We start from the raw sequence: 21,513 nt of genomic DNA, 5'->3' as shown, positions 1-21,513 counted from the left end.
CGCGCCCCGGGACCCTCCCGCGCCGCCGGCCCCGGCCGGCTCTGCACCCGGCGGCCTCAGCGACCGGCGGCCCGGCGTTCAGTCACCTATTGCAGACTCCATTCGGCCGGACGCAGGGTAGATATGCGCGCTTCGGGAAGTGAATCACTTATGTGCCATTCGCGCTGCCAATAGCAGCGCCGGGTTGGGCGGACGCCGACCGGCCCGGCGCCGCCGCCCGGTCCGGTGATGACACCGGTTGCGTGCATCGACTACACACACAGTGTGGGGATGCGGGCGCCGCTCGGGCCGGTGCTGCTGGCGGCCGGCGGTGTCGCCCTCGGGGTCGCCGGGCTTGCGCTCAAAGCCGAGGACGGCTCACACCCGAGCGCCGACCTCGTGTTCGGCGGCGTGAACGGGTTGCTGTTCCTCGCCGCCGGTGTCGTGGCCCACGTGCGGAAGCCCGGCAACCGCGTCGGGCTGCTCATGGTGCTCGTCGGGGTCGGCTGGTTCGCCGAGGATCTGCAGTTCTCGTGGGTGCCGTGGGTGTTCACCGTCGGCGGGCTGTTGTCGCACGTGTCGACGGCGATCGGCGCGCACCTGGTGCTGGCCTACCCGGCCGGGCGGCTCGGGTCGGTGGTCGAGCGGGTGCTGGCCGGGCTCGCGTACCTCGTGGCGCTCGTGTGGCCCGCGTTCGGCCTGCTGTTCTACGACGGGGCCGGCCTCGGGCTGCACAAGCCCGCCAACCTGCTGCTGCTGCGCAACGACCCGCCGATGTGGCGGTTCGTCGCCGAGAGCACGGAGCTGGCCGGCGGGGTGGTGGCCTGCGGTGTTGCGGTGGTACTGCTCCAACGCTGGCGAACGGCCGGCCGCCCGCTGCGACTCATCCTCGCGCCGGTGCTGATCACCGGGGTCGCCGCCGCACTCGCCACCGCCGTCGGTGGGGTCGCCGGCTACGACAGCCCGTCCGCGCGCGTGGTCCTGGCCGCGTACAAGGTCCTTTGCTGCCTGCTGCCCCTCGGGTTCCTGGCCGGCGTCCTGCGCCTGCGGGTCGGCCCGACGCGCGTCGACACGTTCCTGGTCGAGCTCGGCCAGGAGCCGGCCGCGGACCTGCAGACGCTGCTCGCCCGCAGTCTGCGCGACCCGTCGCTGCGGGTCGCGCTGTGGCACGAGCCCAGCCGGTCCTATGTGGACGATGACGGGCGCCCGGTGCCGGTCCCCGCCGACGGGCCCGCGCGGGCGGTCACGGAGGTCGGCTTCGGCGGCCGCCCGCTCGCCGTGCTCATCCACGACCCGGCGCTGCGCGAGGACCGGGCCCGCCTCGACGCCGTGGCCGCCGGTGCCGCCGTCGCCCTGGAGCGCCGGCGCCTCGCCGGTGCGATGCTCACCCAGGTCGAGCGGTCCCGCGAGCGGATCGTCGCCGCGACCGACGCCGAGCGCCGCCGGTTCGGCCGGGACCTGCACGACGGTGCCCAGCAGAACCTCGCGGTCGCCGCCGCCTACCTGCGCCAGGCCGTCGGGCGGCTCGACGGCACCGCCGACGCGACGGCCCTCGAGGCGCTGCGCCGCAGTGACCGGGCGCTCGGCGACGTGACCCGGGAGCTGCGCGAGATCGCCCACGGCCTGCGCCCGGCCGCACTCACCGAGCTCGGCATCGGCCCGGCCCTCGACGCGCTGGCGGCGGCGATGCCGATCCCGGTCGAGCTGCACACGACAGCCATCCCGCGCCTCGCCGGGACCGTCGAGCTGACCGTCTACATGGTGGTCAAGGAGGCGTTCGCGAACACGCTCAAGCACGGCCGGGCCACCCGGGCGAGCGTGCGGCTGCGGCACACCGGCGCCGAGCTCGAGGTCCACGTCGGCGACGACGGCGCCGGCGGTGCCGCCGTCGAGCGCGGCCGTGGGCTGCTGGGTCTACAGGACCGGGTGCAGGCGGTCGGCGGCACCCTGACCGTGACCAGCCCGCCCGGCGAAGGCACGATCCTCTCGGCGGTACTGCCGGCCACTCCCACCCCCACCGCGGAGGCCGGCGATGCCGTCCGTTGAGCCGATCCGCGTCGTCATCGCCGAGGATCACGCCCTCTACCGCGAGCTGCTCGTGGAGCACCTGCGCCACCAGGGCGTCGACGTCGTCGCCGAGACCGCCGACGCGACCGGACTGCGCCGGGCCGTCCGCGCCACCCGCCCCGACGTCGCCATCATCGACATCCGCCTGCCACCCGGCCCCGGCCCCACCGGCCTGCACGCCGCCGTCGAGATCCGCCGCACCGACCCGGACGTCGGCGTGCTGCTGCTCTCCCAGTACGTCGAGACGCAGTTCTTCACCACCCTCGTCGCCGGTGGTCTGCGCAAGGTCGGGTACCTGCTCAAGGAGCGGGTCGGCGGCACCGACGACTTCGTCACCGCGGTGCGCCGGATCTCGGCCGGGGGCTGCGTCGTCGACCCGGACATCTCCGCGCGCCTGCTGCACGGCCGCCCGGAGCCCGCGCTGGCCGGCCTGACCGACCGTCAGGCGGAGGTGCTCACGCTCATGGCCGCGGGCCTGAGCAACATCGCCATCGCGGGGCGGCTCGGCATCGGCGGAAGTACCGTCGAAACCCATGCCCGGGCTGTGTATCAGCAGCTCGGCATCGCCGATGAGAAGGACACCCACCAGCGGGTCCTCGCCGTGCTCATGTACTGGCAGGCCCGCCGGGACCGAGCATGAGCGCGACGGCGGGCCCGGTGAGCTCGTCCTTCGCCGCGAAGGCGTGGGCCCCGCACTCGGCGTAGCGCGGACCGTACGCCGCGATCGGCCGCACCGAGCACAGCACCACCCGAACCGCGGGCCAGGCCGCCCGGATGGCCCGGCAAACGGCAAACCCATCAAGATCTGGCAGCTGTACGTCCAGCAGCACCGCATCCGGCCGCAGAGCCGCGACCATCGCCAGGGCGTCCCGGCCCCGGCCGGCCTCGCCGAGGATCTCGACACCCTCCGGCTCCAGCAGCGCCCGCGCCGACCGCCGGAAGCCGGCGTGGTCGTCGACGATGAGCACCCGGGACGTCATCGCACCACCCTTCCGGCCGCGGGCCCCGGCCGTCATCAGTGCTGGCCCTGACGACTTCGGACGCCGGCGCGCCCATCCTCGGTGTTCGCCGCCCGCATCGGGCGGGCACGAGGGGGGAGACCACGATGGACGTCCGTCGAGCCGGTATCACCGCCGCCACCGTCACGGCGGCGGCGCTGCTGATCGCCTGCGGGTTCGGGACCGACAGCCCGCCGAAGACCCAGCCCGAGCCGCAGCAGCCGGCGCCGGCCACCACCACGGCGAACGGCACGCCGACGAAGGGTGCGCCGGCCCGGACGACCGGCAGCGCGAAGCTCGGCACGCTCCTGGTGCGCTCGACCGCCCAGACCAAGACCCGGGTGAACTGCTCGGACATCCAGAGCGAGGAGCGGATCACCGCGAGCGACGGCCCCGTCGACTGGACCGCGCGGGCGGTCGACCGCGTGTCGGACAACGCCGTCGGCCGCACCATCGGCTCGGTCACCCTCAGCCCGGCATCCGGCTCGCTCGCCGAGGGCGCCGGCGCGGTGGTCCGCATCGGCGGCAGCTTCTCGGGCGGCCAGCGGTTCGTCGTCGTGTTCGAGTACCCGACAAAGCTCGGCTCCGGCCGGGTGAACGTCGAGCTCAGCTGCTGATCGCGGCCGGCGCTGTATCAGATCGGCGCCGGGGCGCTCTGTGTAAGCCGGAGAACGTCGTCATGGAGGTCGACACAGTGCAGACCGTACGACTCGGGATCGACTTCGGCACCTCGCACACCGTCGCCGTGCTCGGCCGCCCCGGCGGCCGCGCCGACGCGCTGCTGTTCGAGGCGTCACCGCTCATGCCGTCGGCGGTGTACCTGGCCGCCGACGAGACGATGCTCGTCGGGCGGGACGCCGAGCGCAGCGCCCGGATCGAGCCCGCCGCCTACGAGCCGCACCCCAAGCGCCGCATCGACGAGGGCAGCGTCCTGCTGGCCGGCCGCGATGTGCCGGTCGAGCGGCTGATCGAGTCCGTGCTGCGCCGGGTGGCCGAGGAGGCCGGGCGGATCCTCGGCGAGGCGCCGGGCGGGATCGTGCTGACCCACCCGGCCGGCTGGGGCGCGACCCGCCGCGGCCTGCTCACCAGCGCCGCCCGCAACGCCGGGCTGGGCGAGCCCACGCTCGTCGCCGAGCCGGTCGCCGCGGCCATGTACTTCACCGGCGTCCTCGGTCACCGCGTGCCCGACGGCCACGCGGTCGTCGTCTACGACTTCGGCGGCGGCACCTTCGACATCAGCGTCGTACGCCGCCGCGGTGACGGCTGGCACGTCGCCGCGGCCGGCGGGCTCGACGACGTCGGCGGCATCGACCTCGACGCCGCGGTCGTCGGCTGGACCCGCACCCACGTCGCCGCGCGGGCGCCACAGCTGTGGGAGCGCCTCGAACACCCGGCGACGGTGGCCGACCGCCGCCACCGCCGCGTGCTCTGGGACGACGCCCGCTCGACCAAGGAGCTGCTCAGCCGGGCCACAAGCGCGGGCCTGGCCATCCCGCTCTACGACGTCGACCTCTACCTCACCCGGCCCGAGTTCGAGACACTGGCCCGCCCGTGGATCGACCGGACGGTGGCGCTGACCACGGCGACGCTCTTCGCCAGCGACGTGACCGCCGGGCGCCTCGCGGGCGTCTTCCTGGTCGGCGGGGCGAGCCGGGTGCCGCTGGTGGCGACGCTGCTGCACCAGGCCCTCGGCATCGCCCCGGTGGTGCTGGAGCAGCCCGAGCTGGTGGTCGCCCACGGCAGCCTGATCACCGACCCGGGCCCGCTCCCGGCCACGACCCTGCCTACGAGTACCGTCCCTCGCCGCGAGCACCCAAGCCCGGCGACGCCCGGGGCCGCCCCGCCGGACCCGCCCCCGCCCGCAGCCGCCGGGGAGCGGGGTTCCCCATCCGCCGAGCCGGCCGCGGTGGAGCCGGACGCGGAGCCGGTCAGCGGTGGTGGCCGGTGGCCGCTCATCGCGCTCGCCGTCATCGCCGCGCTCGGGATCGTCGGGCTGCTGGCCGGCGAGTTCGACGACGACTACGGGCCGCCGTTCGTGACCGGCCTGCTCACGCCGCTGCTGCCCAAGTCGGTGCTCGTCCTGCTCGCCATGGTCATCGGTGTCGCGGTCGGCGGCGCACCCGGGCGCGCCCCGGCGCCGGCCCACCGTGCGCTCGGGCCGGCCGTGCTCGCCACCGGCGGCGGGGCCGTCGCACTGCTCATGCTCGGCCTCACCCGCGAGGACGGCGACGCGTTCTCGTTCACCGACGGCGACCGCGCCTACTCGGAGCAGTTCAGCGCCGCCGCCCTGTGGATCGTCGCCGCGGCCGCCGGCGCCGGGCTCGTCCTCGCCGTGTACCGCACGTTCCGCCCGCCGTCGCCCGATCCCCTCGTCGCGCCCCGCCGTCCGCGGCCCCGGATCGCCTGGTTCGCCGCGTGGGCGGCGGCCGGCGCGCTGCTGGTGCTCGCAACGGGCAGCCGCCGCCAGTGGGAGTACACGTCGTTCAGCGGCGACCGGGCCCGCGACGTCCAACCGCTGCGCGGCCTGCTGCTCAACGGCGGCGCGGCCGGCTGGTGGGGCGGCTACCTCCTCGGCCTGACCGTGATGCTGGCCGCGGCCCTCCTGCTCGGCGCGGCCCTGCGCACGGCGATCGTCAGCAGCCCCGCCGCCCATCGCGACCTGCACCCGCTCGGCTGGTTCGCGATCGCCGAGTGCTTCGGCCTGCTGCTGCTCGACCTGGCCTGGGAGCGCCCGGCGGCCTACGGCATCCCCGTCGCCGACGTCCAGATATGGTACTGGTCCAGGTTCGTCCGCCTCGACGACCTCACCGGCCCGCGCCCGGCGGTGTGGCTGGCCTTGGCCCTGACCGCGATCGCCACCGTCGCCGGCCCGTCGCTCGTCCGCACCGCCCGCACCACCCGCGCCGCCCGCCGCGCCGCGTCCGCGCCGGAGGTCGACTGATCGCGATGCCCGTCCGGCCGCGGCGCCGCGCCGTCCCGGCCGCCCTGTGCACCGGGCCGCGCCGGGGCTGGAGGACACCGCCGCGGTGCCGGGGTGGGCATGGTTGCGAATGGTGCGGATCTGCGGGCGGTCAGGGCCGTTCGGCCTAGGATTGGCGGTCGGGATGTCTCGTGGCGGACGGGGGTCCATCCAGCCGGAAGGCGGGCGGTCGAGGTGCCGGGGCAGCGCGAGTTCGGGTCGGCGGGGCTGCTGGAGGCGGCACCGGACGCGATAGTCGGCGTGGGCTCGGACGGCCGTATCGCGTTGGTCAACGCGCAGGCCGAGCGGCTGTTCGGGTACGGCCGGGAGGAGCTGCTCGGGCAGCCGATCGAGCTGCTGGTCCCCGAGGACGTCCGGGACGTGCACCCGGCCCACCGGCGGCGGTATGAGCGCGACGCCCATCCCCGCCCGATGGGCGCCGGGATGCCGCTGTCGGGGCGGCGCAAGGACGGCAGCCGATTCCCGGCGGAGATCTCGCTGTCGCCCATCGACACCGAACACGGCCGGATCGTGGCCGCGGCGGTCCGGGACGTCACCGACCGGCTGCGCGCCGAGGCGAAGTTCCGCGAGCTGCTGGAGGCGGCGCCGGACGCGGTGGTGGGTGTCACCCCGGACGGGCGGATCAACCTCGTCAACGCGCAGACCGAACGGTTGTTCGGCTACCGCCGCGACGAGCTGGTCGGTGAGCCGATCGAGATCCTGGTGCCGGACCGCCTGCGGGGCGTGCATCCGGGGCACCGCAGCGGCTACTTCCGCAATCCCCAGCCACGGCCGATGGGCGCCGGCCTGGAGCTGGCGGCCCGGGCGAAGGACGGCACCGAGTTCCCCTGCGAGGTCTTCCTGTCCTCGATCGACACCGAGGACGGCGTCCTGGTTTCGGCGACGGTCCGCGACATCACCGAACGGCGGCGCGCCGCGGAGGCGCAGAACCGGCTGGCGGCGATCGTCCAGTCCTCCCACGACGCGATCATGGGCAAGACCCTGACCGGGGTGATCACCAGCTGGAACCCGGGAGCCGAGCGGCTCTACGGCTACTCCGAAGCGGAGATCGTCGGTCACACCGCCGAGGTGCTGTTCCCCGTCGACCGGCGGGCCGACGAGGCCGCCATCCTGGGCCGGATCGCCAATGGTGAACGGGTCGCGCAGTACCAGACCGAGCGGCTGCGCAAGGACGGCACCATGGTCACGGTGTCCCTGACCATGTCCCCGATCGCCGACGCCAACGGCGATGTCATCGGGGTGGCGTCGGTGTCGCGGGACATCAGCGACCGGCAGCGGGCCGAGGCGAAGTTCCGCGGCCTGCTCGAAGCCGCCCCGGACGCCATCGTCGGGGTCACCGCGGACGGGACCATCACCCTGGTCAACGTCCAGGCCGAACGGCTCTTCGGCTACCGCCGCGACGAGCTGCTCGGCCAGACCATCGAGATCCTCGTGCCGGACCGGGCGCGCGGCGTGCACCCCGGGCACCGCACCGGCTACTTCAGCAACGCGAAGCCCCGGCCGATGGGCGCCGGGATGCAGCTGGCCGCGCGCCGCAAGGACGGCACCGAGTTCCCGGCCGAGATCAGCCTCTCCGCGCTGGAGACCGAGGACGGCCCGATGGTCACCGCCGCCATCCGCGACGTCACCGACCGCCTCGAAGCGCAGGCGGAGCGGGAGCGGCTCAAGACCGCCGCCGAACGCGAACGCCTCGAAGCCCGGCTTCACCAGTCGCAGCGCCTGGAGAGCCTCGGCCAGCTCGCCGGCGGCGTCGCCCACGACTTCAACAACCTGCTCGCCGTCATGCTCAACTACACCACGTTCATCGCCGAGGAGATCACCCAGGCCGCGGTCGAGGACGGCGGCCGCTGGCACCAGGTCGGCCACGACATCGCCCAGGTCCAGCGCGCCGGGGAACGCGCCACCGAGCTGACCCGCCAACTCCTCGCGTTCGGCCGCCGCGAGGTCGTCCGGCCGCAGATCCTCAACCTCAACGCCGTCGTCGCCGAGGTCGAGGCCCTGCTCCGCCGTACCCTCGGCGAACACGTCAGGCTCCACACCGTCCTCGACAGCGACCTATGGCCGGTGCTTGCCGACTCCGGTCAGCTCGAACAGGTCCTGGTCAACCTGGCCGTCAACGCCCGCGACGCCATGCCCGACGGCGGCACCCTAAGCATTCACACCACCAACCACGTCATCGACGACGCCGGCGCCGCCCGCTATCCGAGCCTGCGGGCCGGCCCGCACGTCCGACTCTGCGTCGCCGACACCGGCACCGGCATACCACCCGAGATCGCCGATCGCGTCTTCGAACCCTTCTTCACCACCAAACCCAAGGGCGAAGGCACAGGGCTCGGCCTGGCCACCGTCTACGGCATCGTCGTCCAAGCCGGCGGCCACGCCGAGATCACCTCCACGCTCGGCGCCGGTACCGCGTTCACGATCTTCCTGCCCGCCACCGACAGGCAGCCCACCACCCGGCAGCCGGGCCCCACCCGCGCCGCTGCGATCCGCCCCGGGGGTGGCGAGACGGTCCTGGTCGTCGAGGACGAGGAAGCGCTCCGCGAGGTCACGTGCCGCATCCTCGTCCGCAACGGCTACCACGTCCTGGCCGCCGCCAACGGCCCGGAGGCCCTCAAGATCGCCGAGAGCGCCGATGAGGAGATCCACCTCCTCCTCACCGACGTGATCATGCCGCACATGCTCGGTAAGGACCTCGCTGTCGCGATCTGCGAGCTGTACCCCGGCACCCGGGTGCTGTACATGTCCGGCTATGCCCAGCCGATCCTCGCCTCCCAGGGCACCCTGGACCCCGGCATCATCCTCGTCGAGAAGCCGTTCACCGAGGCGGGCCTGCTCGATCGCATCCGCGCCGTGCTCGACACACCCTGACGCCGCTCGCCGTCATCCCGCACCCACCGGACACGTCCTGGTCCGGACGGCGGCTCACGGAGCAGGAGGGGCCCGGCCGGTCAGTGGGCCTGGCTGCGCAGGTAGGCGACCTGGCCGTAGGAGCCCTCCATCGACCCGGCCACCAGGGCCATCGCCCGTTCGGTGGCCGACGCGACGATGCCGGAGCGGGTGCCGGCGTCGTGGGCCGCCCGGTCGGTCCAGATCTGGGTCATGCATATCGTGTCGGGGTCGCTCTGCAGCGTGCTGATGCTGCACCACTCGAGTCCGGGGATGCCGAGCTCGAGCACGTCGCGGAAGCGTGCGAGCAGCGCCTCGCGCTGCCCGGGCTTCGCGGTGATCCGCCCGTGGACACTGAACCGGCCTACCGCAGACATGCTCGCTCCCCGTCCGCTCGCGCGCTGAAGATTCATAGATGAGACAACACTGTCTCGTGTTGAGAGCGTGCTGTCAACGGTACGATGCGGCGGTGAGCCGAGGGGAAGCGATGCGGGACCGCACCGTCGCCGCGATCATCGACAGCGCCGCCGTGATCATGGCGACCCAGGGCGACGGGGCCAGCATGAGCAGGATCGCCGACGCCGCCGGGGTCGGCCGGGCGACGCTCTACCGGTACTTCCCCAGTCGTGAGGCGCTGCTGCGGGCCATGGCGGCCCAGAGTGTCGAGGAACTCGCGGCGCGCATCGCCGACGCGGATCTGGAAGGCATCCCGGCCGGGGCGGCGATCGCCCGCCTGGCCCGCGGGTTCATCGCCGTCGGCAGCAAGTACACCGTGCTGACCACCGCCGGCATCCAGCGCTCCGGCGAGCATCCCGACATCGATGCCCGGCTGGTGGAGCCGATCCGCGCGCTGTTTCGGCGCGGGGCCGCCGACGGCTCCCTGCGGGCCGACCTCCCGGCCGACGTGATGGCCGACCTGTTCAGCGGGCTGATCAGGGCCGCGCTGCAGCTGACCGCCGACGGGCGCGCCGGGGTGGAGGAAGCCTCGGCCGCCGTCGTCTCGGTGTTCCTGGACGGGGCGCGGGCCGGCGGCCCGCCGTGACGGGCCTGCGGGCCGGGCCGTGGCCGCCGCCGTTCAGTCGCCCGGGTGGCGCCGCCGGCGCTCGGCGTCCTCGATCCGGGCCCGGTCGGCCTCCCGCTCGAAGCGGGCGTGCCGGTCGAGCAGCGCCCGGCGATCGATGTCGATGTAGGCGCGGTCGGCCGGGTCGTAGCGCATCGGCAGCGTGGAGCCGACCGACTCGTCCTGGAGCAGGTAGTGGGTCCGTTCGACCCGGGCGATCGTCGTGGTGGTGCCGTCCTGGAAGTGCACCCGCAGCGTCAGCCGGTTGTTCGGCCGGACCGCTCCGGAGGTCCAGCCCCAGGGGCGGGACTCGAGCACGATCGCCTCGGCCGTGGCGCCACCGCGCATGATCCGGCGGTGGCGCGGCAGGGCACGGAGCAGCCAGGGGCGGTACATCACCGGCCAATCGTAGGAGCAGGTCCGCCCGGCCCACAGGCGCGTGACCGGGACCGGACACTCCCGCACCGGCCGGGCGACCCGCCCCGGTCGGCGCCAGGCTCGTGCGCATCGGCTGCGGCCTGGAGCCGGCGACCGTCAGGTCAGCAGGCCCTGCCGGAGCCGGTCCAGCGCACCGCGCAGGAGCCGCGACACGTGCATCTGGGAGACGCCGAGGTCGGCCGCGATCTGCGCCTGGGTCAGGTTGCCGAAGAACCGCAGCGTCACAATGCGCTGATCGCGGGCCGGAAGCGCCGCCAGCAGCGGCCGCAGCGTCTCACGCAGCTCCACCTGCTCGATGTCGGCGTCGACGTGGCCGATCATGTCGGCGAGGCCGGTCGCGGCGTCACCGTCGTGGCCGACCGGAGCGTCGAGGGACAGGGTGCGGTAGGCGTGCGTGGCGTCGAGGCCCTCGATGATCTCTTCCTCGGAGACCCCGAGCCGGCCGGCGAGGTCGGCCACCGTCGGGCTGCGTCCGAGGCTGTGGGTGAGCTCCTCGGTGACGTGGTTGATCCGCAGGCGGGTCTCCTGCGTCCGGCGCGGCACCCGGATGTTCCAGCACTTGTCCCGGAAGTGCCGCTTGAGCTCGCCGGTGATCCCGGGAATGGCGTAGCCGGTGAACGGCACCCCCCGGGCCGGATCGAACCCGTCGACGGCCTTGAGCAGCCCGATGTGGGCGACCTGGATCAGGTCTTCGACGGGCTCGCCGCGGTGGCTGAACCGCTGGGCCAGATAGCGGGCGAGCGGGATGTACATCTCGACGACCCGGTCGCGGACCCGCTGCCGGTCCGGGCTGCCGGCGGCCAGGTCGGCCAGCAGGGACAGCAGCGCCAGCGCGGTCGCGTCGGTGGCCTCACGGGTGGAGCGCGCGGCGGTGGCAGTGACGGCAACGGACATGTCCGGCAACCTCTTTCATCGGTACCCGCACAACCGGCAGCCAGGGCGTCGGACGACGCCGGAGGGCGGTGTGCGGGCGAGGAGATGCGTCAGCAGGACGGCCCATCCCTCGCGGCGGCTGCTGCGCCCGGGTCTGGAGCGCGCCGCTGTGCGGAGTCGGCCGTGAACCGTCCGAGCGGACACCGCCGGTTGCTGGACGATGCGCTGCCCGCCGCCGGGTCATCCCGGGGCAGGTCGGACTCGCCGAGCCTATGTCACGCCGGCATGCAGGGCCAACAGCTCAGCGAGGTACGGCACCGGCCGGCACGGCGGTCGCGCCGCCGACCGGCCGATCGGCGGCACCGGGCGGTGCCGGGACGGCCGGCCGGGGCCGGACCCGGACCGGTTGGCGCCCATCCCGGCACCACACCGAGATTCGGCCGCGGGCTGCGGGCGGATGGGTCCGGAGCCCGACTCGATCGGGTGACAGCGGCGCACGGTGGGCAGCGGCAGTGCGGCCGCCGCGCGCCGCCGGCCGCACGTGCGCAGCGGCGGTGCTACGAACGACGGTTGGCGGCGATGACCACGTCGGCGACCGGGCGCCAGCCGAGCGTCGGGTACAGGCGCTGGCCGTCCGCGCTGGCGATGAGCACACCGTGCCGGGCGCCGAGGTCCACGGCGGTGCGGGCCAGGGCGGCCATGACGGTGCCGGCCAGGCCGCGGCGGCGGTGGCCGGGCTCGGTCAGGATCCGGTCGGCGACCGCGTCGGTGCCGGTGACACCCATGACGCCGCCGGCCGCCCGTTCGCCCGAGTCGTGCCGGACCAGCGCGGTGACGGCAGTGCCCTCGACGCGGACGTCGAGCGAGTAGGAGCCGGCCGGCGGCCGGTCCGGGTGGGTGGCCAGGTCGGTGACCATGAGCTGCTCGGCCCGCTGGACGAGGACCAGGCCGGCCCGTTCGAGCGCCCCGGCGGTGGGCCCCGGGCGGACGGTCGGCGTGGTCAGCCAGGTGACGACGCTCTCCTGACGCACCCGGGCGGCGAGGCGGGCGAGCAGGCCGGGGTCCGCGTCCGCGCCGGGCGCGAAGTACTCCACCGCGCGGCCCGGCTGCGCGCAGTGCACCCGCAGCCCGCCGTCGACGTCCTGCGCGGCGGGCAGCCCCCGGGCCACGCTCCAGCCGTGCTGCCAGCGAATGAAGAGCTGCGCGAGATCGGTCACGGCAGTAGTGATCACCGGCCCGGCGCCCGGCGTGCAGCCCCGGCGGCGCCGCGCTCCGGGGCCGTCACGGCGAGGCCCGGACGGGTCACACCTGGTCGGGTCACACCTGGTAGTACTGCACGATGCAGAACTCGTTGCCCTCCGGGTCGGCCATGACGAGGACCGCGCCCTCGTCGTAGTCGTGCCGTTCACCGGTCCACCGGCCGCCCAGCGCCTCGACCCGGCTCACCGCGGCGCCGACGTCGGCGACGGCGATGTCGAGGTGCAGGCGCGCTTTGCCGGCCTTGGGCTCCGGCACCGGCTGGAGCGTCAGCACCGGCCCGCCGCCGTCGACGGTGACCCGCCGCCACCCGGGAAGGGACTCCGTCACCCGCCCGCCGAGCGCGGCGGCCCAGAACTCGGCCAGCCGCTGGGGGTCGCCGCAGTCGATCGTGACACCGGCGAGCCGGCCCAATGTCTCCACGGCACCAAACATAGCGACGGGCCGGGCGGCGCCTCAGGCCGGGCTCGAGCCGGCAACATTGATCACCTTGCGTCTCCCGGCTCGGTCTTGAGCTGCGCGGCCAGGCCGGTGCGCAGCCGGGCGTGTTCGGTGCGGCTCCCGCCCAGCGGTACGACGATCGGCAGCCGGGTCCGGCTCGGCGTGGCCGCGCGCCGCCGTGGGGCCGCCGCGTCCACGGACCCGTTCGGATCGGCCGGGACCACCACCAGCCGGGGTGACAGCCGGCCGCCCGCCACCGTCGCGGTCTCGATGTCGGCCCACGCGAGCGTGCGGGGTTCGTCGCCGGCGCCGGGCAGTTGCAGGCCGGCCCGGGTCAGGCGGACCGGTGGGCGGGCCGGGTGCCGTTGCCGCATGACGGCGGTGAGCGACGCCGTTGCCAGCGCGGCGCAGAGCGCGGCCGGCCGGCCCGTACCGTGGTGCAGCAGCGCCAGGGTGATGAGCAGGACGGTGCCTGACGCGCAGATCCCGAACCCGGCGGCCACGGCGAGCCGCACGGGGCCGCTGCGCCGCATCGCGGGTACTTCGATGTCGGTCACCTCGAACCGATACCCGGCGGCACGCGGCGGTGAAACGAGCGCCGCCGGTTCGGCATGGGTCAGGGTCAGGGCGTTGCGGAGCGGGCGGGGTAGCGGCGGACGCTTGTGGCAATGACGGCGACGGCTGTCGTGGTGGCGGCGCCGTACTGCCGCAGGGCGGTGGCGTCCAGGCGTTCGGCGGTGCCGGAGAGGGTCACCAGGTCGTCGACGAAGACCGTGACCGCGGCGGCGGAGACCACCAGCTGCCCGTCCGGCGGGAGGTCGGCGTCGTCGACGACGAAGGCGTGCTCGCCGTAGACGCGGCTCACGACGGCGGTGAGGTCGACGTTCGTGCCCGCGTGCAGTTCCCGCTGGGCGGACGACGGGGTCGCCGAGGGTGCGGGCTCGACGTCGGGGTGGCCGCCGGTGCACGCGGCCGTCAGCAGCACCAGGCCACACCGGAGCATGAGATCGACGGCTCTCATTGTCTCAGCGTACGCCCACCCGCCGCACGACAACGCCGAGCAGGCGGTCGGCGTTGAAGTAGCCGGAGCGGCGGGAGTCGTGGGAGGAGTCCGGGTTGTCGCCGAGCAGGACCACGCGGCCGGGTGGGACCCGATCACCCGGCTCGGCGTGCAGCGCGGGCACGGTGGCGCGGGGGATCGGGTCGCCGGGCGCGGCGGCCACGCGTTTGACGATCCACGAGGGCCGGTCCTGGTCCGGGCCCGGCGGGGCGAAGGCGCGCAGGACCACCACCTGGCCGGCCCGCAGTGCGGCCGGGGGCATGCGGCGGACCAGGAGGCGTTCGCCGGGGTGGTAGGTGGGCAGCATGCTCGGGCCGGAGACCGTGATGGTGAGGTAGCGGCCGCGCAGCCACCACAGGCCGGCCAGGACGAGCAGCGCCGCAGCGGTGGGTGAGAGCCACATCATCCCGCCACCGCCACGCCCTCGTCGCGGTAGCCGGCGGCCTGGCGGGCGAAGAGCTGGGCGTAGCCGCCGCCGGCCGCGACGAGCTCGCTGTGGCGGCCGTCCTCGGCGACCACGCCGCCGGCCAGGACGACGATGCGGTCGGCGTCGCGGACGGCGCCGAGACGGTGCGAGATGACCAGGCTGGTGCGTCCGGCGCGCAGGGTGCGCAGGTGGCTGTGGACCTGATGCTCGGCCTCGGGGTCCAGGCCGGCGCTCGGCTCGTCCAGTATCAGCAGGTCGCGATCGCGCCGCAGGAACGCCCGGGCCAGGGCCACGCGCTGCCATTGCCCGCCGGAGAGCAGTACCCCCGCCGCCGCTTCTCGGTCGTCATCGTCGGCCGCCGTGGCCTTGAAGGAGCGGCTCAGCATGGTGTCGTAGCCGCGGGGCAGGGCGGCGATGGTGTCGTGAACCCCGGCGTCGCGGGCGGCCTCGGCGATGCGGTGCTCGTCGGCCACGGCCAGGTCGCCGACGGCGATGTTCTCGGCGGCGCTCAGGTCGTAGGAGACGAAGTCCTGGAAGACCGCGCCGATCCGGGACCGCAGCTGCGCCGGTGGGACGTCGCGGATGTCGACGCCGTCCCAGCGGATCGAGCCCCGGGTCGGGTCGTAGAAGCGGCACAGGAGCTTCACCAGGGTGCTCTTGCCGCCGCCGTTGCGCCCCACCAGGGCGACCGTCTGGCCGACCGGGATGGTCAGGTCGACCCCGCGCAGGACCCACGGGTGGTCGGGGCTGTAGCGGAACCACACGTCGCGCAGCTCGATGCCGCGGCGCAGCGCCGGCAGTGGGCGGGGGGCGGCGGGCACCGGCAGGTCGGGGGCGGCGGTGACGACGGCGACGAAGTGGTGGAACGTCAGCAGGTGCTCGTAGGCCATGACACCCGCCCCGACCACCGTGCCCAGCGACGCCTGCACGCCGGCCATCGCGGCGATGAACATGGCGACGTCGCCGACGCCGAGCCTGCCGTCGCCCGCGGCGAGGATCGCCCACACCAGCCCGGCCCCGGCCACCACTGCCGCGCTGCCGGCCAGGCCGCCCTGGACCAGCACCTCGCGGCGGTCCATGCGGCGGCGGGCGGCGTCGGCGGTGCGCTGCTCGGCGAGCATCCGGCCGCGCAGGAAGCCGCCGAGATCGAACAGGCGGATCTCCTTGGCCGCGTCCACCGTGGACAGCAGGGTGGAGTAGAACATCCGGCGGCGCTCCACGGGGCCGATCCGCCACAGCATGCCGGCCCGCTGGCGGGACAGGCGGACCTCGATGAGCAGGGCCGGTATCGCCGAAGCCAGCACGATCGCGGTGAAGATCGGACTGATGAGCGCGAGGGAGCCGACGAAGCCGGCCACCGTCAGCGTGCTGCGGATCGTGCTCAGGGTCGTGTCGACGAGCCGGCCCGGGTGGCCCGCGCTGAGCTCGCCCAGGCGCAGCCGGTCGAGGAACGCCGGGTCCTCGAACGGGGCCAGGCCGGGGATGGCCCCCACGGCGGCGAAGAGCTCGTCCTTGCCGCGCAGGGCGGCGCGCCGGTCGACCTCGCCGCGCAGATACTCGCCGGCCTGGGTGGCGACCACCAGCGCACCGCCCGCGGCGGCCAGCGCGAGGGCCAGCTCGAGCAGCCCGGCGCCGGTGCGGTCCGGGCGGCTGACCCGGTCGAGGACCTCCCGGGTCAGCCAGGCGACCGCGACCGGGATCGCGGCCGTGACGACGACCGCCGCGACGTACGCGACGACGTGCGCGCGGGCCGCCTGCCAGACCATGCCGGCGGCCCGGCCGGCCGCGCCGAACAGGGCGCGCGCGCCGGGCCGCGGCTCGGACTCCTCGGCGGTCACGCCGGCGCACCCACCGGGAGCCGGGACGCCGCGTGGATGACCTCGGCGACAGTGGCGCCGGGGCCCACGACGACGAACTGGGGGTACGAGGTGACCTTGAACGCGCGGGCGACCGCCGGCTTCGCGCCCTCCAGGACGACCCGGGCCACCGGGCTCAGCTGCTCGACGAAGGACCGCGGGTCGGCGCCGTCGGCGTTCACGACCGCGAGGACGCGCCCGCGGTCCTGGTCGCGGGCCCAGGCCAGGAAGCCGGGCAGCTGCTCGTGACAGCCCTTGCAGTCGGCGGCCAGGAAGGCCACGACGCTCGCCGCGGCCAGGTCGTCGCGGGCGACCAGCTCGCCGGCGGTGGTGGTGGCGCGGAAGTCGGCGACGGTGTCACCGGCGGCCGGGCCGGAGCCGCCCGCGCCGGCATCGGGCATGTCGCCGACGACCTCGTAGAGCGCGTCGATGAGCTTCGTCTGCTCGCGCAGGCGGCGGATCACGCCGAGCGCGAACAGCAGGTTCAGCAGGCACAGGGCGCCGACGAGCGCCACGGCGACGATCAGGACAGGCATGGGTGGACCGCCTTCGGATTCGGCTGAAATCGGTGGATGACGGGCCGCCGGTGCCCGCGGACACCGGCGACCCGCGGTACTCAGTGCCGGCTCAGCACTCGTGCTTGACGCAGGTCCCGCACTTGTGGGTGCCGCCGGTGTAGTAGCAGCAGTAGTGGGCCTTGCCACCGCCGCAGCACTCCCAGTCGCAGTCCATGGCCCGGGCCACGGTGTGCGGCACGACCATGCCGAGCAGCCGGTCGGCCACCGAGCCGACCGCCTTCATGGCTGAACGCATGTGCACTCCTTCCGCCGTGCCGGCCGATGATCTCCGGCCGGCTGCCCACAGCATGCGACAAAGACCGAAGTCGATTTATTAACGAATTCCTAACGTCCCGCTGGTACCAATTGACGTATTCGACCTTGCTGAGCCGTACATTGATGCAGGGCGCTGCCAACGGGGGCGGTGTGGCATGGAGATTCGACTGCTCGGGCCGGTGGAGCTGCGGCTCGATCGGCAGGTGGTGGACGCGGGTCCACCCCAGCAGCGGCACGTCCTGGCGGTCCTGGCCGCCGACGCGGGCCGGACGGTGACGAGCGAGCTGCTCATCGACCGGGTGTGGGACGAGGCGCCGCCCGGCGCCCGGCGCACCCTGCACGTCTACCTCACCCGGCTGCGGCGGCTGCTGGCCGGCGGGGCGGGGCCGGTCCTGCTGCGCCGCTCCGGCGGCTACGCCCTGGACGTGCCGGCCGAGCAGGTCGACCTCAACCGGTTCCGCGACCTCGTCGAGCAGGCCCGCGGCCGCCGGGACGACGACGGGGTGGGGCTGCTGCGCCGGGCGCTACGCCTGTGGACCGGTGAGCCCCTGGCCGGGCTGCCCGGCAGCTGGGCCGAGCGGATGCGCCGGGCCTGGCGCCGCCAGTACGTCGACGCCCTGGTCCAGTGGGCCGAGGCGGAGCTGCGCTGCGGCAACGGCGGCGCCGTCCTCGCCCCGCTGACCGAGGCGATCGGGGAGTATCCGCTCGTCGAGCCGCTCACCGCGGCCCTGATGCGGGCCCTGCACCTGACCGGGCGTACCGTCGACGCGCTCGACTGCTACGCCGAGCTGCGCCAGCGCCTCGTCGAGGAGCTCGGCGCCGACCCGTCGCCGGAGGTCCGCGACGCCTACCGGGCCATCCTGCGCAACGAGGCCCCGGACGGGAAGCTGCCCGGGCCGGCCTGGCGGGCGCCGGCGCAGCTGCCGGCCGACGTGCCCGGGTTCGTCGCCCGCGCGCCCGAGCAGGCCCGCCTGGACGACGCGCTGGACGGCGGGGCGCCGGCCGCGGTGGTGGTGCTGTCCGGCTCGGCCGGGGTCGGCAAGACCGCCCTGGCCGTGCACTGGGCCCACCGGGTCCGCGACCGGTTCCCCGACGGGCAGATCTACCTCGACCTGCGCGGATTCGGCGCCGGTGCGGCCCCGATGAGCAGCGCCGAGGCCGTCCTGCTGGGCCTGGACGCGCTCGGCGTCCCGGCCGAGACGGTGCCGTCCGAGCCGCCGGCCGCGACCGCCCTCTACCGCACCCTGGTCGCCGACCGCCGCATGCTGATCCTGCTCGACAACGCCCGCGACGCCGCCCAGGTCCGCCCGCTGCTGCCCGGCACCCACGGCTGCCTGGTCGTGGTCACCAGCCGCGACCAGCTCACCGGCCTCGCCGCGGCCGAAGGGGCCCGGCCGGTGCCGATCGCCCTGTTCTCACCCGAGCAGGCCCGGCAGTTCCTGGCCGGCCGGCTCGGCACCGACCGGGTCGCCGCCGAGCCCGACGCCGCCGGGCTCATCGCCGAACGGTGCGCGCGCCTGCCGCTCGCCCTCGGCGTCGTCGCCGGCCGGGCCGCCGCCCACCCGGACTTCCCGCTCGCCCGCTGGGCCGACGAGCTCGTCGTCGGCCGCCTCGACGTCCTGGGCGCCGGCGACCCGGCCACCGACGTGCGCAACGTCTTCTCCTGGTCCTACCGGGCGCTGCACCCACCGGCCGCCCAGCTGTTCCGGCTCCTCGCGCTGTGCCCTGGCCCCGACGCCGGCGCCGCGGCGGCCGCGAGCCTGGCCGGGCTCCCGGCCGAGCGGACCCGGTCCCTGCTGGCCGACCTGACCCGGGCCCACCTGCTCAGCGAGCACCGGCCCGGCCGCTACGCGATGCACGACCTGCTGCGCACCTACGCGGCCGAGCTGACCGCCTCCCGCGACTCCGACGGCGAGCGGGCCGCCGCGCTGGGCCGGGTGATCGATCACTACGTGTACGGCGGGCAGGCCGCGGCGCTGCAGCTGCACCCGCACCGGGTCCGCGTCGTCGCCGACCCGGCGCCGGACGGGGTGCTGGTCGAGGCGTGCACCGGCGAGCGGGCGGCGCTGCGCTGGGTCGCCGAGCACCGCCCGGCGATGCTGGCCGCGGCCGGACTGGCCGTCGAGGCCGGGTTCGCCCGGCGGGCCTGGCAGCTGGCCCGGGTCCTCGCCGGGCTGCTGCACGACCAGGGCCGCTGGCACGACCTGAGCGCCGTCGGGCGGCTCGCGATCCGGGCCACCGAGCAGCTCGGCGAGGACCGCGGGCGGGCCTGGGCGCTGCGGCTGCTCGGCTGTGCCCACGCGCACCTGCGCCGCTTCGGCGAGGCCGAGACCGCGTACCGCGCCGCGCTGGAAGGCTACGAGCGGCTCGGCGACACCGCCGGCCGGGCCGGTGTCTACTACGCCCTCGCCCGCCTGGCCGAGTCGCGGGGCGAGTGGCCGGTGATGCGCGAGCGCAGCGCCCACGCCCTGCGGCTCTACACCGAGGCCGGGCACCGCGTCGGCCGCGCCCGCGCGCTGAACCTGGTCGGCTGGGTGCACGCCCGGCACCGCGAGTGGACCGCGAGCCTGACCCACTGCGAGCGCGCCCTGGCGATCCAGGACGAGCTCGACGACCGCAGCGGCCAGGCGGCCACCCTGGACAGCATCGGCTACGTGCACCACCACCGCGGCGAATACGCCGACGCGACGCGGTACTACGAGCGCGCCCTGGCCCTGTGCCGGCGCTGCGGCGACCGGTTCAACGAGACGAAGATCCTCACCCACCTCGGCCACACCCACGCGGCGTCCGGCCGCCCGGACGCCGCGCAGGCCGCGTGGCGGGTGGCCCGGCAGATCCTCGCCGACCTCGGCGACGCCGGGCCCGCCGCACCGCCCTGGACGGCGGATGCGCCGGTCAGTGCCCGCAGCTGAACCGGAACCGCTCCCACGCCCCGATCCGCGTGGCGTCGGAGTGGATGACGTCGCTCGTGCGCCCGCCGCCGCCGACGGCGGTCAGGTAGTGCCCGTTGATGGTCTCGATGGCGTAGATGTCGTGGCCGAGCGAGTCCACGGAGAGCTTCTCCCACGCCCGCAGCGCCGTCGCGTCGGAGTGGATGACGTCGCTCGTGCGCCCGCCGCCGCCGACAGCGGTGAGGTACTGCCCCCGGAACGTCCGGAACCCGTAGTGGATGTTCGCGGCGCCGTCGCCGGAGTCCACGAGCGTGAACCGCTCCCAGGACCTGGGTTTCGTCGCGTCGGTGTGCAGCACGTCGGTGACCCGGCCGCCGCCGCCGACGGCCGTCAGGTAATGCCCGTCGTTGGTCTGGATGAAGCAGGTGACAGGCGCGTTGCCGGCCTGGGCCGCGGCGGGCACGAGCGCCGCCGCGACCGCGGCCACGACACCCGCCACCGTGATGCGCATCCCGTTCATGTGGTTCCCCCTCGTTCGCGCCCGGACGCCGTCGCCCGGGTCCGAGGACGAAGGTAGGAGCCGCCGGTTGCAGCGCCGCCCGAACGGCCGCCACGATCCGATACCCGACAACCCGGACGCGGCGCCATGACCCCGGAGGCGACACCGGGCGGCGGCCCGGCCATGACCCTCACGCTGCCCAGCGCCGACCTGACGGGCGCCCCGGCATCGAGAACCGCCGAGACCTCGCCAACCGCCGCATCGCCCATTCCGGGGCCGCTGTCCTGCATCGGCAAGTCGTGCCGGAAATCCGAAAGAAGCCCGTTTTGTCGCTCTCCAGCGCGGTAGCAGTCCCCTGAGATGAGTGAAGGAGGGCGATCATGTATCGCACACGGCGAACACTGGTGGCCGCGGTCACCGCCGGCGCGCTGATCACCGGCGCCCCGCTGACGGCGGCGGCCCAGCCGACCCCGGCGCCGCCCGGGGAAAGCCAGTCGAGCGGCAGCATGACAGGCATGTCCGACGTCCTGCACGGCGAGGGCATCCTGCAGACCAAGCAGGGCCCGGTCCGCGTCGCGGTGCAGCAGGGCACGGCCGGCCGGGTGAGCGGCTCCAGCCTGACGGTGCGCTCGTCGGACGGGTTCTCCCGGACCTGGACGATCAGCTCGGGCACGAAGGTGCTCTCGTCGCGCAACGGCCTGCAGGCCGGGCCGATCGGTGCCGGCACGAAGGTGCTCGTGGCCGGCACGGTCCAGGGCACCGGCCAGTCGGCGTCCTACACGGCGACCTACGTCCTGCTGCACGACCAGCCGGCCGGCGGGCCGGGGTCCGGGTCGGGCCCGGCCACCGAGCCGACCACCGAACCGTCGGCGGAGGCGACGACCGGCTGATGCCACATCGGGTGCCCGAGCCGCTCGGGCACCGGCGCCGCGCCCATGGCATCCGGCGGGCGCAGTACGCCCGCC

The 21,513-nt window shown here is 74.8% G+C and carries 21 protein-coding genes; 8 read left to right on the top strand and 13 right to left on the bottom strand.

What is annotated here, in order from left to right:
* Positions 1-270: 270 nt before the first annotated feature.
* Positions 271-2,025, top strand: a complete 1,755-nt coding sequence (locus Dvina_RS31755; protein ID WP_223092974.1) for a sensor histidine kinase — start codon at positions 271-273, stop codon at positions 2,023-2,025.
* Positions 2,012-2,686 (top strand): response regulator transcription factor, encoded by a 675-nt coding sequence (locus tag Dvina_RS31750; protein WP_223092973.1) that lies wholly within the window; start codon positions 2,012-2,014, stop codon positions 2,684-2,686. The genes Dvina_RS31755 and Dvina_RS31750 overlap by 14 nt, the downstream gene beginning before the upstream one ends.
* Here Dvina_RS31750 and Dvina_RS31745 read toward each other — a convergent pair.
* The gene (locus Dvina_RS31745) at positions 2,652-3,026 is read right to left on the bottom strand and encodes a response regulator (protein ID WP_223092972.1); all 375 of its coding nucleotides are present in this window, start codon (positions 3,024-3,026) and stop codon (positions 2,652-2,654) included. The genes Dvina_RS31750 and Dvina_RS31745 overlap by 35 nt on opposite strands.
* A 125-nt stretch (positions 3,027-3,151) precedes the next feature.
* On the opposite strand from Dvina_RS31745, the gene Dvina_RS31740 reads away from it, so the two are divergent.
* The 3 genes from Dvina_RS31740 (at position 3,152) to Dvina_RS31730 (ending at position 8,895) form a co-directional block, all read left to right on the top strand.
* Complete coding sequence (locus Dvina_RS31740; RefSeq protein WP_223092971.1) at positions 3,152-3,661, top strand: hypothetical protein; 510 nt, start codon at positions 3,152-3,154, stop codon at positions 3,659-3,661.
* Between the two features lie 62 nt (positions 3,662-3,723).
* Positions 3,724-5,985, top strand: coding sequence for an Hsp70 family protein (locus Dvina_RS31735; protein ID WP_223092970.1), 2,262 nt, complete (start codon positions 3,724-3,726; stop codon positions 5,983-5,985).
* A 213-nt stretch (positions 5,986-6,198) separates the two neighbouring features.
* Positions 6,199-8,895: a hybrid sensor histidine kinase/response regulator gene (locus Dvina_RS31730; RefSeq protein ID WP_223092969.1), complete on the top strand. Its 2,697-nt coding sequence runs from the start codon at positions 6,199-6,201 to the stop codon at positions 8,893-8,895.
* Between the two features lie 80 nt (positions 8,896-8,975).
* Here the strand turns inward: Dvina_RS31730 and Dvina_RS31725 are convergent, their stop codons facing one another.
* Positions 8,976-9,290, bottom strand: coding sequence for a putative quinol monooxygenase (locus Dvina_RS31725; RefSeq protein WP_223092968.1), 315 nt, complete (start codon positions 9,288-9,290; stop codon positions 8,976-8,978).
* A 92-nt stretch (positions 9,291-9,382) separates the two neighbouring features.
* On the opposite strand from Dvina_RS31725, the gene Dvina_RS31720 reads away from it, so the two are divergent.
* Positions 9,383-9,955 (top strand): TetR/AcrR family transcriptional regulator, encoded by a 573-nt coding sequence (locus Dvina_RS31720; protein WP_246655444.1) that lies wholly within the window; start codon positions 9,383-9,385, stop codon positions 9,953-9,955.
* Positions 9,956-9,988: 33 nt separating this feature from the next.
* Here Dvina_RS31720 and Dvina_RS31715 read toward each other — a convergent pair whose 3' ends face one another.
* The 10 genes from Dvina_RS31715 to Dvina_RS31670 all read right to left on the bottom strand — a co-directional run bounded on the left by Dvina_RS31715 (position 9,989) and on the right by Dvina_RS31670 (position 17,138).
* Positions 9,989-10,372 (bottom strand): hypothetical protein, encoded by a 384-nt coding sequence (locus Dvina_RS31715; protein ID WP_223092967.1) that lies wholly within the window; start codon positions 10,370-10,372, stop codon positions 9,989-9,991.
* Between the two features lie 135 nt (positions 10,373-10,507).
* On the bottom strand, positions 10,508-11,305 hold the full coding sequence (locus Dvina_RS31710) for an RNA polymerase sigma factor SigF (protein ID WP_223092966.1): 798 nt from the start codon (positions 11,303-11,305) through the stop codon (positions 10,508-10,510).
* Between the two features lie 536 nt (positions 11,306-11,841).
* Positions 11,842-12,501, bottom strand: a complete 660-nt coding sequence (locus Dvina_RS31705) for a GNAT family N-acetyltransferase (RefSeq protein WP_223092965.1) — start codon at positions 12,499-12,501, stop codon at positions 11,842-11,844.
* A 100-nt stretch (positions 12,502-12,601) separates the two neighbouring features.
* Entirely contained in the window at positions 12,602-12,964 is a 363-nt protein-coding gene (locus Dvina_RS31700; protein WP_246655443.1) for a VOC family protein, read from the bottom strand.
* A 62-nt stretch (positions 12,965-13,026) separates the two neighbouring features.
* Complete coding sequence (locus tag Dvina_RS31695; protein ID WP_223092963.1) at positions 13,027-13,539, bottom strand: hypothetical protein; 513 nt, start codon at positions 13,537-13,539, stop codon at positions 13,027-13,029.
* A 65-nt stretch (positions 13,540-13,604) separates the two neighbouring features.
* Positions 13,605-14,003 (bottom strand): hypothetical protein, encoded by a 399-nt coding sequence (locus Dvina_RS31690; RefSeq protein ID WP_223092962.1) that lies wholly within the window; start codon positions 14,001-14,003, stop codon positions 13,605-13,607.
* Between the two features lie 4 nt (positions 14,004-14,007).
* Positions 14,008-14,448, bottom strand: a complete 441-nt coding sequence (locus Dvina_RS31685) for a S26 family signal peptidase (protein WP_223092961.1) — start codon at positions 14,446-14,448, stop codon at positions 14,008-14,010.
* Complete coding sequence (locus tag Dvina_RS31680) at positions 14,445-16,307, bottom strand: ABC transporter ATP-binding protein (protein WP_246655442.1); 1,863 nt, start codon at positions 16,305-16,307, stop codon at positions 14,445-14,447. Before Dvina_RS31680 ends, Dvina_RS31685 begins: the two co-directional genes overlap by 4 nt.
* Entirely contained in the window at positions 16,304-16,861 is a 558-nt protein-coding gene (locus Dvina_RS31675; RefSeq protein ID WP_223092960.1) for a peroxiredoxin family protein, read from the bottom strand. Before Dvina_RS31675 ends, Dvina_RS31680 begins: the two co-directional genes overlap by 4 nt.
* Positions 16,862-16,952: 91 nt before the next feature.
* Positions 16,953-17,138, bottom strand: coding sequence for a hypothetical protein (locus tag Dvina_RS31670; protein ID WP_223092959.1), 186 nt, complete (start codon positions 17,136-17,138; stop codon positions 16,953-16,955).
* 175 nt (positions 17,139-17,313) lie between these two features.
* Between Dvina_RS31670 and Dvina_RS31665 the strand changes: the two genes are divergently transcribed.
* Positions 17,314-20,070: an AfsR/SARP family transcriptional regulator gene (locus Dvina_RS31665; protein WP_223092958.1), complete on the top strand. Its 2,757-nt coding sequence runs from the start codon at positions 17,314-17,316 to the stop codon at positions 20,068-20,070.
* Here the strand turns inward: Dvina_RS31665 and Dvina_RS31660 are convergent.
* Positions 20,054-20,569, bottom strand: a complete 516-nt coding sequence (locus tag Dvina_RS31660; RefSeq protein ID WP_223092957.1) for a fascin domain-containing protein — start codon at positions 20,567-20,569, stop codon at positions 20,054-20,056. The two genes, Dvina_RS31665 and Dvina_RS31660, sit on opposite strands and share 17 nt — an antisense overlap.
* A 359-nt stretch (positions 20,570-20,928) precedes the next feature.
* Here Dvina_RS31660 and Dvina_RS31655 point away from each other — a divergent pair, with 359 nt between their 5' ends.
* Positions 20,929-21,438: a hypothetical protein gene (locus Dvina_RS31655; RefSeq protein WP_223092956.1), complete on the top strand. Its 510-nt coding sequence runs from the start codon at positions 20,929-20,931 to the stop codon at positions 21,436-21,438.
* Positions 21,439-21,513 lie beyond the last annotated feature (75 nt).

Origin of the sequence: Dactylosporangium vinaceum, from assembly GCF_019904175.1 — a bacterium.
Classification (GTDB): Bacteria; Actinomycetota; Actinomycetes; order Mycobacteriales; family Micromonosporaceae; genus Dactylosporangium; species Dactylosporangium vinaceum.
This window is presented reverse-complemented; position numbering and strand designations above follow the sequence as displayed.